Genomic DNA, 13411 nt, shown 5'->3' with positions numbered 1-13411 from the left:
TTGGGATGGATATCAAAGAACGCGCGGAGGCACTGCGCGAAGTTGCTACTCCGGGCTCTCGTATCGGATTGACGGAACTGTCGCGCTCGAATGCTTGGCGTAAGACGTTGGCCGAGCGCGGCTTGCTGGAAATCGTCGACCGTACGGACACGGCCGGTTATCTGGTGTCCGTGGAGTCACTGAACGAAATGTTGGATGCCATTAATGCATTGGAATCCGAGGTCGAGCGATTCACCATGCAGCAGATGTTCATTGCGCGCGGAGACAAGGAACAGTGGAAGACCGGAGCTGACCTGTCCCAGTCAGCACAGGACAGTCTGTCCAAACGTAAGGAGAAGGTGCGCGCTTTTCTCGATGGCGGTCAATGATGGCTATCAGCAACGCACTTTTAGAGCGGGCCATTGCCATCATCGCATCGGTTCGCGGATTGCAGATGGATCCGGACACCCTCGCTGATGATGTGATTCTGCTTGCCTACGTATGGCCGGATGAGGACGAATTCAAAATCGCTGTTGCGTCCGTTCACCGCGCTATGACACAGCTCACGGAAGGTACGGTAGAGGGCAGCGAACTGAAATACGACTTCGCCGGCTGGAAGTCGTTCCACTTCCAACACCGGCGAGGACAGCAATCCCGCGCCGATATGCGCATCGTATACATGCGCACCGCCGACGGCATCCGAGTCAAAGGCTTCGGCAATCGGCACCTGCCCTCCGACATCTACCGGCGTTTGGCCCAGCTGCAATAGCCATTATCCAATCTCAACTAAGGACCAGAGATGAAGCGATACACCACACCCGATGGCACACCAATCACCGATAAGATGATTGAGGATTGGGCTCAAGAAGCCGAAGACGGTTTCCCAAACTCAACCCTTACCAGAGAAGATGATCCATTTCCGATTCGGCAGACGGTCACACGGCAACCGCAATCGTCGGCACCTCTACCGTAACGCGGCCGCCAACTCGTTGAGACGGGCGGCGAAGCGGGGCCAGTCGGTTTTCATGGCGGTCAAGAGCTTGCGGTTGGGCACATCGTTGATCGGCACCCAGCAGATCTCCTTGCTTTCGTCGTCGTTGGCTTTCGGCTCAACGCGGTGACCGGGCTTCTCGAATGCGAACACGGTGGTGTACGCCCAGTTGCCGTGGTCCTCACGGTAGGAGCCGACTACTTCGATATCCTCAGGCGTGATATTCGCCTCTTCATAGCTTTCGCGCAGCGCGCCTTCGATCGGCGACTCACCGTCTGCCGTGGCACCGCCGGGAATACCCCAAGTGCCGCCTTCCGCACTCCATGCGGCGCGATGCTGCATCACCACATCCGTCACCTTGCCGGTGGTCGGATCGCGACGGGCCAGCAGGATGCCGGACGCGCCGTTGGTGCCCCAATGCTTGCGTCCGCAAGCGCAGTCCACCCAGCCATCGCCGGGCTGATGCACATTCTCCACAGGCGGCAGGTTATCCTTGCCTGCCGCCGGAATGCCGGCCGCGTCCGCCGCCTCAGGCGCGTTTTCACCGCGCTGAACGTTCCACAGATCAGTCCAATCCACGCCGAGCTCGCGGGTCAACTTGCGGAGCAACGGCAGGCTGATGCCGATGATGCCATGCGGATCGCCTTCGATGCCGTCGATGAACGCGCCGCCGAAGCCTTCCAGCGTAAACGATCCGGCCACTTCCAGCGGCTCTCCGGTAGCGATGTACCGTTCGATGTCCTTGTCTGTAAAATCGCCGAACTTCACAACGGCATGGCTTGCACCACGCGCCACACGACCGGTGGCGAAGTCGATGACGCAGTGTCCGGTCCACAGTTCGCCGCTGGCTCCGCGCATTCTACGCAAACGTTCACGTGCGACTTCAGCGCTGTGCGGCTTGCCATAGCATTCGCCGTCCAGCAGGAACATTGAATCGCAGCCAATGATAAGCGGTCCGACCGTAGCGCGAGTGAGTCCCGGCTGCAGCGCAACGATATTGGAAATCGGCTCGGTGACGGTTGGCATATCCACGCCGGAAAAGTCGCGGGTGGTAGCGATACGGTCCGAAGAGTAGTCGATGGACTGCGCTTCAGGCACGGCGGGGGCAGGCGCGGCGGACGTACCGGCAACGTTTGCATCGGCCCCGGCGGCATCCTCGGTCTGTACTTCGGCGGCACGCAACGGATACGCAATCACACGCTCACCGGTTGCGGCAGCGGCCGTCGCAGCCACGTTACGGTAGGCTCGATGGACGGCCTGGGCCTTGGCCTCGGCCAGAATCATCACCCGCTGATCGACGGTCAGCTCATCCACCGTCACACCGGCTTCGCGGGCGGCGGCCTGAAGCGCGGCGGGCTCGTCCACATGCGAGACGCGAATCGTGGGGCAGATGCCGGCTGCATACAGCACATCGCGGCGCGGCTTGGACTTGGACGCAAGAATCAGCGGAATCGACATTCAGCCCTCCTGGGTTAGGTTCACTACCTTGCATTGTATGAATTGGCGCGGGCAATGGCGAATATGTGCAGCAACCGCCAGCACAAACGGCATTAAGTACGCGGACCGACCACATCGCCCGACCACATCGCCGCGCAGATAATGCCTATTCCCATGCAAAAACGGGCTGTATCTGCGCAACTCCCGCCACCCCGACACGCCCGGGTGAAATTTGGTGCAACGATTCGCGCGTCTCGCACGTATATACCTGTGAACGCAGCGAAAAGGAGAGATGGTCATGGGGTGGTTCACGGTGGCGAGACGAGGCGTCGGCGGGCGTAACGGTACGTCCGCCGACGCCGCCGAAACCCGAGCCGCGACCGACCGTCGGCTGATTCGCGCAATTGTTCGCCACGGTTCGCAGGAGGCGGCCGATCAGTTGGTGCGTGCGTATTTCGATGACGTGTGCGCCTTCATCTGGCGCACGACCGGCGACCGCGATCATGCGCTCGACCTCACGCAGGAGACGATGATCGCCGCCTTGCGGGCGCTGTCCACCTATGATTCCAGCAAAGCATCGGTGCGCACTTGGATGTACGCCATTGCCTCACGCAAGGTGATCGACGCGCGGCGGGCGAATCGCATCCGCATTACGCCGCTCGACCCGCAGGATGGCGATGCTGGCAGTGCCGTTGGTGACACCGTTGGCAACGCCATCGCCAATGGCACTGCGGCACCCGTCGCCGGAGCCCGGCAGGCGCGAGACCCAGCCGAATCGCAAGCCGATGCCGATCTGCTGGCCCGCATCGAAACGTTCGTTTCCCGATTCGACGCCGGCACCCAAGAAATCTTCCACTTGCATACGGCTGCAGAGCTTACGTTCGCGCAAATCGCGGCAGCCCGCGGCGAGCGCACGGAGGCCGTGAAGGCCCGTTACTACCGACTTATTCAAGCGATTCGAAAGGAGTTCGGCGATGAACGAGCAGACTGATCGCAATACCGCCGCGGACGCCATCAACCATGCCGCCGACCGCGGCGACTTTGACATGATGGAATCCCGCATCGCACGGGCCGTGGCGGCACGCGCGGCGGCTGCGGCCGCCACAGACAAAGCCACCACCGTCAATACCTCCATTGCTAGCGCTCTGGCCGTCTCGCCACTGCAGCGTGAGCAAGCGATTGCGGCGGCGGTTCAAGCGGGGGCACCTCAGCGCGTCACCCTGTGGTCCACACTGCGCGAGGCACGCGGCTCCCTGCGTCTGCGGGACCTGTTCTTCGGCTCATGGGACTGCGTGGCGGTCGCCTTGGTGATGACCGTAGCCATCTGGCTGATTCCGTTCCTGCGGATGCTGTCCGACGGCGCGTACGTCTTCGCCAACCCCGGCACCCTGTACGCGAGCATGTTTCTGGCCGCGCCGTTCCTCTATGAGGCCACGCATCTGCTGGTGCGCTGGCGCGAGCACGAGCAACGCACCGACGAACTGCTGCGTACGATGCGATGGTCGTTCGTTCGCCTGTGCGCGCTGCGCATGCTGGTAGTGGGCGCGGTTGCAGCCACGCTTATCGTGGCGTACGGGCTGTATATCAACGCGATTGGCATAAGGATGGGATTCATTGGCACAAACGGCATAGCCGACAATGCGGCGGGCACGCCACATGCGACCGGACTCATCACAGCGACAAACGGCCCAACCTCCCGGTTCTCGCTGATGACACTACTGGGCGTGGCCTTCAGCGCGCTGTTCCTTTTCGGTATCGCGCAGCTGGCCGCGGACGTGCATTGCTATTGGCCGTGGTCGATGGTTGTAGTGCCGGCCGCGTGGGTGACGTTAGGCGCGGTGTTGCTGATCTGGCACGATGCGCTGGCCCCGCTCTTGACCGGCCTGCCGCCGATGGTCGCGCTGATCACCGCTACAGTGACGGGCATCGCTTACTTCATGGCGATGAACCGTTTCGTGCGGTTCTCCCCTGCCGTCGCACGGTTTGCGTAATCGTCAGGTCTGCTTCACCAACTTGGCATCCATTCTCGTCGTCTCTTTCTCTCTCCTCCCCCCAGTCCCCCCAGTCGTCTCCGCCGACAATTCCCCGGCAATCATGGCGCAACGTTTCATTTGTCGAATCACCCCACCCAGCCCGAAAGGACCTACCATGCTCACTGTTGACAACGTATCCAAGAAGCTTTCCGGCGAAACCATCCTGCATGACATCAATCTGGAGTTCGACCACGGCGTCTACGGACTGCTCGCCCCGAATGGCGCGGGCAAGACCACGTTGATGAAGCTTATGACCACACTGCTCTTCCCCGATTCCGGCGCAATCCGATTGGATGGCGAAGACATTACGGCCCTTGGCGAACGGTACCGCGGCCAAATCGGCTACCTGCCGCAGGATTTCGGCTACTACCCGAACTACACACCGCGCCAGTTCCTGCGCTATATCGCCGCACTGCAGGGCATGCCGCGCGCCGGGCTGGACGAGCGTATCAATACGCTGCTGGACATGGTAGGGCTCGCGGATTCCGCGAACAAGCGGATGCGAACGTTCTCGGGCGGCATGATCCAGCGCGTCGGTATCGCGCAGGCACTCGTACATGACCCGCGCATCCTCATCCTCGACGAGCCCACCGCGGGTCTCGACCCGAAGGAGCGCGTACGCTTCCGCAACATCATCCACTCGTTCGCCGCCAATCGCATCGTCATCCTTTCCACCCACATTGTCTCCGATTTGGAAACGATTGCAGGCCATATCGTGATGCTGCGCGACGGCACGGTGTTCGCCAATGCCGCGCCGGCCGTCATCTGCAAGTCGATGGAAGGCCGAATCTACGAGGTGCCGGCGGGCATGCCGCTGACCGGAGGACAACGTTTGCTGTCCGAGGTGCAGTACGGCGGCGTGACGCGGCTGCGCATCTACTCGCCTACTCCCCTCGCCGAAGCCGTGGGCGTACCGGCACCGGGTCTTGCGCCCACTGGCCCGGTCATGGTGGCGCCGAATCTCGAAGACGCCTTCCTGGTCATTTACGGAGGCTGAGATGAGCGCATTGCCATTACAACCTGAGGCGCGTTGGGCACGGCAGCGTCACACCGACGACCCCGACAATGATTCCCGTAAGTCCATTGCCGAGGTCAGCCCGCGGAACAGCAGCGGCACCGCGCACCTGCATCCCCTGCGGTTCACCGGCACCGAACTGGTCAAGATCGCGCGACTGCCGCTGGTGTGGGCGTTCATCGCCGTGTTCGCGATGGTCAACCTTATGTTGGCCGCGACCGTGCCGGCGAACACCGTCGCGCTGCACAACTACGCGAGCGCCGTCGCCGTAACCATCGGAGGCAAGGTCGGCCCCGACTTCAGCCGAAAACTGGCGCGAGTCAACACTACTGATATCAGCAAGTCCGGTAATGCCGACGTCACCGGCGATACCGGTGCCGGTGACGGCAGTACGGCAGCCGACGCGCTCGGTACGTCGTCGGCTCAGTCAGTCGTCGGTCACGCCACAATCGTTATCAATGCGCAGATTCCCACAGACTCAACGTTGACCACAGACGAACTGCACCGGCAACTTACGGCCGTGACCAAAGGCACGACGAACACGCTCGCCTCCTACGATCCGTCCAACTTGCGGGAGGCGATACTCACGCAGGTTGACGGCGACCCGGTAGCCACTTGGCTGATGCGACACAAGTATGACGCTTACGCCGCGCGCGTGACGCACCTGGCCGCAACCGGAGCGGCGATGGACCTTGCGGCCGGTACGGTCACCGATGACACGTTGCTGCACTGGTTTCGCATGACCGGCTACCTGTTCTTTGAGACCTGCGCTTTGGCGGTACTGCTGATGGCGCTGGCGCTCGGTTCCGAACGCACGTCCGGCACCGAGCAACTGCTGATGGCCACCCGCACGGGCCGGCGACTCGCGGCACCGAAAATCGCGGCCGGGCTCATCGCCTCGGCGGTAGCGTATCTGCTGCTCGTGGCGGCGATTGTAGGGCCGTATCTCATGGTGTTCGACGTGCGCGGCGTATGGAGCGCGAGCGTGTCCAGCCAGTTCAACACGGTGTTCGGGCAGCAGCCGTTCATTACGTGGTGGGATCTGACCATCGGACAGTATTTGTTCGTGCGGCTGGCGCTGGGATTGGTGATTACCTTGTGCTTTGCGCTGTTCACGGCGGTGTTGGGATTGCTTATCCGCAATACGTTCGCGGTGGCGGGTTGTGCGGGAGTGGCGGTACTGCTGGCGATCGGGCTCGTGAGCGCGGCACATTCGCTGGGATTGCCGTGGCTCGCGTGGGTTGGCGGATTCAATCCGGTGGGTGTGCTGCTGTTGCGTGAACAGTGGTTCACCGAACTCGGACTCGACGCGCCGACCGCGTTCTGGGAGACCGGCGTAACCGTGTGCTCGCTGGTGTATCTTTCGGCGTTCGTGCGGCTGGCGCGACGTTCATTCAATCGTAAAGACCTGAAATAAGCAAAGGAGCCATCATGACATTGTTTGCAGCGGAGATGCGCAAGATCTGGCGTCCACTTCCCGTACTGATTCTCATCGCGATGGGCGCATTGTGGACACTCGTCGGCATTCTGCCGGCCTTCAACGCCTACACCGACACCGACCGCGCGGGCTGGACGGCACTCAACCTGGACAGTGAGCGACGGCTTATCGACCGTTATGGCCCGCTTACCAATAAGGACACCATCGACAAGATGAAGGCTGACATTCCCCGTCTCGAAAAGCAGGCGACGCTCGATATCCAGTCGCATCCGACCGAGGCCAAAACGCTCGGAATCAACGATTTCGCCGGTTATGAACGCTGGTACGACTCGATTGCCAGCGGAACGTTCTACCCCACCGGCGCGCCCAATACAATCACCGACGGCAGGACTGCGACCGGCGCGAGTACAGCCGAAAGCGCCGCCATCGACGCCGCCAAGCGGGCGAAGGACCCGACCGAGCACATGACCGAGGAACAGCAGCGTGCGATAGGCGAGGCCGACCGCGTCATCACCGAGGATTCCGAGGCGTTGCAGGATTTGTACAACATCAGCTATCTGATGGAGCACTTCCCCATCATCCAGGCCGATGCGCAACACAACCTGACCAATTCGGTGGAAATGCTGCGGTCCACCGCCAGTACCGATCATCCGATCACGGCATTACAGAAGCAGTTCGAGCATGATTACCGGGCGGAGGTGGAAAACGGTTGGTCAGTCGCGTCCTTCGGCGGCTGCGCGACTACGAGCATCACCGGTAAAACGGTGACGAACGGGTCGGGCGGCGAGGCCGGCGGCAGTGTCGGCGACGGCAAGGGCGAGGCCGGCGATGGCGGCGCTGCGGACGCCAATGGTTCCGACTTATCCAATACGGACACCGCAAACGATAGCGGCAATAACGGCTCCGACGCCGCAGACGACGCTCAGCTTGGCACCGGATGCGACCCGAATGACGCTTCGCTCGGTTCGCAGTCGTACCGCGTGCCCGGCACGATGCCCAAGGCTGTGACCGAGCGGCTGGCTCATTATGCCGCGAATCCCGGCCAATCCAGCTACATCCAGTACAACATGGTGGAAAAGACGTGGACGTATGCCTTTGTGATTGCCGCGTTCTCGGTAATCGCCTCCGCCGCGATGACCGTGCCGGTGATGGTACGCGACCGCGGCCGGCGCATGACGCAACTGCAATGGGCCTCGCGTTCCGGCCGTGCCGGGCAGCATGCACGCGTGACAGCGATGGCGGTCAGCTCGCTGATTATCGGATTGGTTTCACTGGCCGTGTTCGGCATTCCGCTGGCGGTGATGCTGCGCGACTTCCTTGCCGTGCCGGTATTGAATCTCAATTCGAACGTTTCTGTTGCCGGAATCTCGTTCGAATATATGTTTGGCGTGCCGATCGTACCGTGGGCCTACTGGACGTTCGGGCAGTATCTGGCGCTTATCGGTGCGACGGTGCTGGTGCTGACGCCGGCCGTGACGATGCTGGGCGCGTGGCTGTGCCGTTCGATGCGGTCGATCATCCGTATGTTGCTGGTGATGGTGCCGCTGCTGTCGCTCGTGCTGCTGCCCGCGCAGCTCATCTACTTCCCGAATATGTTCCTGATGGGCAACTGGTTCACCAACCGGCTGACCGTACCCGGTTTGGAGGCATGGATGCCGTTGGGCGTGCTGACGTTGGCTGTGATGGTGTGGGCGTTCTCGACGTTCCGGCTCAGTCGCCGTGAGCTGGTGCGAGACTGACCGGCCGCATCGGCTCTGCAACCGGCGCGGACCAATGCCGGCTAGCGCGAAACGTCACTAAGTATGCGGCCCGACCATGGCCCCGCATACTTAGTGACGTTTTTCATAGCGAAACAGACACTATCTATGCGGACGCTTCGTTCAGCCGCATACATAGTGTCTGTTTCGCGAATCTGCAGCGATGAGGAGGCCGATCAGGAGTCACACCGACCGATTCCTCTGCCCTAGCGCCGTTCGACCTCGACGCCCTTGGTGTTGATGGGCAGGTGCAGCACACGCCAGTGGCCGGATGCCAGCTGGGTGGCGGCCACCTGATCGATGGTCTCGCGCGCATTGCCGTAATGCAGCACAAGCACGCATGGGCCGGCACCGGAGACTGCGGCAGCGTAGCCCTTGGCGCGGAACAGCTCGATCAGTTCGGCGGACGGCGGCATGAGCGGCGCACGATACGGCTGGTGCAGTTTGTCCTGTGTGGCGGTGAAGAGGAGCGCATTGGCCTGTGCGGCCGCCGTGGCAAACGCGGCGGGAGTCACCTGCGCGGCACCAGCTGAACCTGCGGCGCTCTCGCCCAACGCATCAGTGCCTCCCTGAGCCTCGGCCTGTGCAAGCACCACCGGATTCATGGCCGCGGGCAGCAGACCCACGCGGGAGACGTTGTACACGGCATCCTTGTACGGCAGTTCCTTCGGCAACGCGCGGCGGGCCTTTTCGGTGGACAGCTCGTAATCCGGCACGAACACGGCCGCAGTGATGGCCGGATCGACCGGATAGTTGACGGTGTGGAAACCACCGTGCAGCGGTTCGCCACCGGGAATGGCCACCGAGCCGACGCCTTCGGCCGTAGCGAAGTCCCAGGAGACGGTCAGGCCGCCGAACACAGCCGGGGCCACGTTGTCCGGATGGCCTTCGATCTGCGCGGCCATGTCGAAGATGGCCGGACGGTTGAGATCGCCGGGCTGGGCGAAGGCCGCCGCCGCCGCGATGCCGGCCACGATGGCCTCGGCGGAGGAGCCCATGCCGCGGGCCTGCGGAATGTTGTTCGTGGCGTCCAGTGTGAAACCGAGTCGTCCCAAACCAAACGTGGCGCAGGCGCGGCGGAAGGTGGAAACCACCAAATGGGTTTCGTCGCGCGGCAACGTATCCTCACCCTCACCGTGGATGAACACGTGGGCCACACCATCCGTGGGATCGGCGTTCAACGTGAACGTGAGCTCGTCATGGTAGTCAAGCGCCAAGCCCACGGTGTCGAAGCCGGAACCCAAATTGGCGGATGTGGCGGGCACGCGCACGCGCACCTGTGAACAGATTGGATTCATGTAAGTCTCTCCTTCAAATGGGCTCCGGCCAGTCGCACAGCACAAATTGAATCGCACTATGTGCGATTGCTATCGCTGTTCGCTGCTACTGAAAGCCACCGGGCTTTCAGTCCAGCACGCGCAGGATGGACGGTTCGCCGGTCACAAAGTCGAGCTGCTGCACGGCTTCCACGGTCTGACGCAAGGTCACTTCATCGGTCAGGTGGGTGACAAGACGCAGCTGCTGGATTTCGCCGTCGTAACCGGGATCGGTCATCGTGGGCTTCAAATCCTGGTTCACACCGTTGATGGACACGCCGTTCTTGGCGAACTCGGCGGCGATGGCAGCCAGCACGCCCGGCTTGTCGTGAATCAGGAATCGCACGGCAAAGGCGGCGCGAGAAGCCTCGATCGGGGCCTTCTTCAGGTTCTTGTACAGCGGGATGGACGGGCCCGTGCAGCCGGCGGCGATATGACGGGCCTCGGTGACCACGTCGCCCACCACGGCGGAGGCGGTCGGAGCGCCGCCGGCGCCACGGCCGTAGAACATGAGGTCGTCGGCCGCCTCGGCCTTGACGAACACGGCGTTGAACGAGCCGTGCACGGAAGCCAGCGGATGCGATTCCGGAATCAGCGCCGGGTAAACGCGGGCGGAGACGCCGGCCTCGCTGTTCTCGACCACGGCGAGCAGTTTGATGACCTTGCCCTCGGCGGTAGCGGCGGCGATATCGTCGGCGGTGATCTTGGTGATGCCTTCGACGGACACGTCGTCAATGGTCACGGAGGTGTGGAAACCGAGCGTGGCCATGATGGCGGCCTTGTTGGCGGCGTCGTAGCCTTCGATGTCACCGGTCGGGTCGGCTTCGGCGTAGCCCTTGGCCTGAGCGTCCTTCAACACGTCGTCGAACTGGAGGCCCTTGGTGGTCATTTCGTCGAGAATATAGTTGGTGGTGCCGTTGACGATGCCCAGCATGCTGGTCACCTTGTCGCCCACGAGGGACTCACGCAGCGGACGCAGGAACGGGATCGCACCGCCTACGGCGGCTTCGAAGTAGATGTCAACGCCCTTGGCTTCGGCGGCGGCGTAGATTTCCGGGCCGTACTTGGCCAGCAGCGCCTTATTCGCGGTGACCACGGAAGCGCCGGATTCGATGGCGGCGAGCACGAACTTGCGGGCCACGGTGGTGCCGCCGATCAGCTCGATCACGATATCCGAGTTGGTGGCCACGCTCATCGTGTCGGTGGTGACGATGGACTGGTCGATCCACGGGAACTTCTCGGTTTCCTTCGGATCGAGGCAAGCCACACCGGTCAGTTCGATCGGGCGGCCGATACGAGCGGAAAGCTCGTCCTTCTGCTCGACGATCAGGCGGGCGGTCTGAGAACCGACCGTGCCGGCACCCAACAGACCTACGCGAATCGGGGTTTCGTTCAGTTCTGCCACTGCAAATCCTTCCAAAAAGCTGTACTATCCACGGCTATTGTACGGATGGATTCCTACAGCGTTCCAAACGTGCCCGGAAAATTGCGGATTTCGTAGTATTCCGACCTCAAAGCACCCATTCCAATGGGTATCTCGTTTACAAGGGGCCGATTCCCGCTTTTCAGGAGACCTATCTGCCTTACAAGGGGCACCGAATATGAAATATCCCGAGTACATTCGCCGCCATTGCAACGTTTATACTCGGGATTTCGCGTTTTAGGAGCCCCTTGTAAAGCAGATAGGTCTCCGGAAAAGGCTTTAACCGCCCCTTGTAAACGAGATATGCCGATATGTCTCACACACACCGAGATATATCTCGTTTACGAAGTTGCGGGGGCGGGAGGCAAACTACCGCCGCTCAAATCACTCGCTCACGTCGAGGGCGAGCAAGTCGTCGATGGTCTGGCGGCGCAACATCACGTGCGCGCCGCCTTCGCTCACAGCCACAACGGCCGGGATCAGCGCTTGATTGTAGTTGGAGGCCATCGTGCGGCCATACGCACCAGTGACCGGTACGGCCAGGATATCGCCGCGGCGAAGATCGGCGGGAAGCCGCACCTCATGCACCACGATATCTCCGGATTCGCAGTGCATGCCGCATACGCGAGCCAACATCGTTTCGTCGGAGCCCTTGCGATTCGCCAAGCGCGCGGTGTAGTCGGCGCCATACAGGGCCGGTCGGATGTTGTCGGACATGCCGCCGTCCACGGACACATACACGCGTTCGCTGATCGGGTTGCCGGCGGAATCCTTGGGCGCATGATCGCCTTCACCGCTCAGATGCACATGCTTGATGGTGCCCACACGGTACAGCGTCACGCCGGCCGGAGCCACAATATAGCGGCCCGGCTCGAAGCTGATGGCGGGTGCCGGCATGCCAAGTGCGCGGTTGGTGGCAGCCACGGCCTCGGCCAGACGGGTGAGCTCCACGTCGATGTCCATCGAGTCCTCGCCGTCCGTGTAGGCCACGGAGTAGCCGCCGCCAAGGTCGATTTCCGGCAGCGTGAATGCGTCCGTGGCATACAGGGTCTTGCGCAGCAGCATCATGCGCTTGGCAGCCTGAATGAAGGCGTCCGCGTCGTGGATGTTGGAGCCAATGTGCGAGTGCGCGCCGACCAGTTCAAGTACGTCCTGGTTGGCCAGAATGGTCTTCAACACGGCGATGGACGGGCCGTCGGCAATGGCCGTCATAGCTTGGGCCAATGCCTTGTCCTTGTCGGAAACCTCTTCGTGAGAGAGGTCGTACGGGTATTTGACGTCGTATTGCAGCTTGCGTTCGCGATGCTCAGCCGGAGCCGTAGGGTCGACGACCGGGGCGATGCGCGCATTGGTGGCTGCCGGCGTCACGTCGGCGAGGTTGTTCAGTACCGTATCCAGCACCGAAGCATCCGCTCCAGCCGACAGCAGCGGCACGCCGAACTTCTGGTCCTCGTGCGCGGTGGAGATGTACTCATGGCCGCCCGCATGGACGCCCACGGTAACGCGCAGCATCACACGGGCGCGCTTGCCGAGCTTACGGGCGATGGCGGCGATGCGCTCCGGCTCATTCGGCTCGTCCACCACGATTTTGGCGAAACCTTGTTCGATGGCGAGCGCGATTTCCTCGTCGGACTTGTTGTTGCCGTGCAGCACCAGACGGCGCCCGGGCACGCCTGCCGCGAGGGCGATCTTCATCTCGCCCATCGTGCAGGTGTCCACCAGCATGCCTGCGGCGGTCACCAAACGCACGATTTCCTTGGAAAGGAACGCCTTGCCGGCGAAGCTCACATGCGTGGTGGAGTTGTTGAATGCGTTGGCTGCGGCGCGCACGAAATGATGCGCGCGCTCGTTCACCTCATCGGCGTCGATGAGGTACAGCGGTGAGCCGAATTCATCCAACAGCGATTCAGCGGTACGGCCATGGAACGTAATGGCACCGGTTGCCGGGTCGATGGCAGTCGCAGCCGGCCAAATTGGAGTAATAGGCATAATTCATCACATCTTTTCAGGACGGACAGTCCA

10 protein-coding genes and 2 pseudogenes are annotated in these 13411 nt (G+C 61.9%); 7 read left to right on the top strand and 5 right to left on the bottom strand.

Annotation, left to right across the window (positions count from 1 at the left end):
- Positions 1-5: 5 nt before the first annotated feature.
- Positions 6-368: a hypothetical protein gene (locus G1C97_RS07225; RefSeq protein ID WP_169241197.1), complete on the top strand. Its 363-nt coding sequence runs from the start codon at positions 6-8 to the stop codon at positions 366-368.
- Positions 365-748 carry a hypothetical protein gene (locus G1C97_RS07220; RefSeq protein WP_240951046.1) on the top strand — a complete coding sequence of 128 codons (384 nt, stop codon included), beginning with the start codon at positions 365-367 and terminating at the stop codon, positions 746-748. The genes G1C97_RS07225 and G1C97_RS07220 overlap by 4 nt, the downstream gene beginning before the upstream one ends.
- A 195-nt stretch (positions 749-943) precedes the next feature.
- Here the strand turns inward: G1C97_RS07220 and G1C97_RS07215 are convergent.
- Together G1C97_RS07215 and G1C97_RS12525 are read right to left on the bottom strand one after the other, a co-directional pair.
- A pseudogene (locus tag G1C97_RS07215) lies at positions 944-2053 on the bottom strand (Maf family protein); the annotation flags it as partial.
- Positions 2054-2136: 83 nt separating this feature from the next.
- Positions 2137-2428 (bottom strand): annotated as a pseudogene (locus G1C97_RS12525) (Maf family protein); the annotation flags it as partial.
- A 277-nt stretch (positions 2429-2705) separates the two neighbouring features.
- Between G1C97_RS12525 and G1C97_RS07210 the strand changes: the two are divergent.
- The 5 genes from G1C97_RS07210 to G1C97_RS07190 all read left to right on the top strand — a co-directional run bounded on the left by G1C97_RS07210 (position 2706) and on the right by G1C97_RS07190 (position 8632).
- Positions 2706-3398 (top strand): RNA polymerase sigma factor, encoded by a 693-nt coding sequence (locus tag G1C97_RS07210; protein WP_169241195.1) that lies wholly within the window; start codon positions 2706-2708, stop codon positions 3396-3398.
- Entirely contained in the window at positions 3382-4398 is a 1017-nt protein-coding gene (locus G1C97_RS07205; RefSeq protein ID WP_169241194.1) for a hypothetical protein, read from the top strand. The genes G1C97_RS07210 and G1C97_RS07205 overlap by 17 nt, the downstream gene beginning before the upstream one ends.
- Positions 4399-4555: 157 nt before the next feature.
- On the top strand, positions 4556-5437 hold the full coding sequence (locus G1C97_RS07200) for an ABC transporter ATP-binding protein (RefSeq protein WP_169241193.1): 882 nt from the start codon (positions 4556-4558) through the stop codon (positions 5435-5437).
- A 1-nt stretch (position 5438) separates the two neighbouring features.
- On the top strand, positions 5439-6872 hold the full coding sequence (locus tag G1C97_RS07195; protein WP_169241192.1) for an ABC-2 transporter permease: 1434 nt from the start codon (positions 5439-5441) through the stop codon (positions 6870-6872).
- A 14-nt stretch (positions 6873-6886) separates the two neighbouring features.
- Positions 6887-8632: a hypothetical protein gene (locus tag G1C97_RS07190; protein ID WP_169241191.1), complete on the top strand. Its 1746-nt coding sequence runs from the start codon at positions 6887-6889 to the stop codon at positions 8630-8632.
- A gap of 224 nt (positions 8633-8856) precedes the next feature.
- On the opposite strand, the gene G1C97_RS07185 is transcribed toward G1C97_RS07190, so the two are convergent.
- From G1C97_RS07185 to G1C97_RS07175, 3 genes are all read right to left on the bottom strand, one after another.
- Positions 8857-9948 carry a homoserine kinase gene (locus G1C97_RS07185; RefSeq protein WP_169241190.1) on the bottom strand — a complete coding sequence of 364 codons (1092 nt, stop codon included), beginning with the start codon at positions 9946-9948 and terminating at the stop codon, positions 8857-8859.
- Between the two features lie 106 nt (positions 9949-10054).
- Complete coding sequence (locus tag G1C97_RS07180; RefSeq protein ID WP_100497153.1) at positions 10055-11371, bottom strand: homoserine dehydrogenase; 1317 nt, start codon at positions 11369-11371, stop codon at positions 10055-10057.
- Between the two features lie 402 nt (positions 11372-11773).
- Positions 11774-13378 (bottom strand): diaminopimelate decarboxylase family protein, encoded by a 1605-nt coding sequence (locus tag G1C97_RS07175; RefSeq protein WP_100497154.1) that lies wholly within the window; start codon positions 13376-13378, stop codon positions 11774-11776.
- Between the last annotated feature and the right edge of the window lie 33 nt (positions 13379-13411).

The organism is Bifidobacterium olomucense (genome assembly GCF_012932375.1).
Lineage (GTDB): Bacteria > Actinomycetota > Actinomycetes > Actinomycetales > Bifidobacteriaceae > Bifidobacterium > Bifidobacterium olomucense.
Note: the sequence above shows the minus strand (reverse complement) of the source record. Positions and strands in the feature narration are given on the sequence as shown.

Bases quoted from the DNA above. Each gene is read 5' to 3' on its own strand.
- G1C97_RS07175 (WP_100497154.1), bottom strand. From the start codon at position 13,378: ATGCCTATTACTCCAATTTGGCCGGCTGCGACTGCCATCGACCCGGCA.
- G1C97_RS07225 (WP_169241197.1), top strand. From the start codon at position 6: ATGGATATCAAAGAACGCGCGGAGGCACTGCGCGAAGTTGCTACTCCG.
- G1C97_RS07205 (WP_169241194.1), top strand. From the start codon at position 3,382: ATGAACGAGCAGACTGATCGCAATACCGCCGCGGACGCCATCAACCAT.
- G1C97_RS07210 (WP_169241195.1), top strand. From the start codon at position 2,706: ATGGGGTGGTTCACGGTGGCGAGACGAGGCGTCGGCGGGCGTAACGGT.
- G1C97_RS07195 (WP_169241192.1), top strand. From the start codon at position 5,439: ATGAGCGCATTGCCATTACAACCTGAGGCGCGTTGGGCACGGCAGCGT.
- G1C97_RS07190 (WP_169241191.1), top strand. From the start codon at position 6,887: ATGACATTGTTTGCAGCGGAGATGCGCAAGATCTGGCGTCCACTTCCC.
- G1C97_RS07220 (WP_240951046.1), top strand. From the start codon at position 365: ATGATGGCTATCAGCAACGCACTTTTAGAGCGGGCCATTGCCATCATC.
- G1C97_RS07200 (WP_169241193.1), top strand. From the start codon at position 4,556: ATGCTCACTGTTGACAACGTATCCAAGAAGCTTTCCGGCGAAACCATC.
- G1C97_RS07185 (WP_169241190.1), bottom strand. From the start codon at position 9,948: ATGAATCCAATCTGTTCACAGGTGCGCGTGCGCGTGCCCGCCACATCC.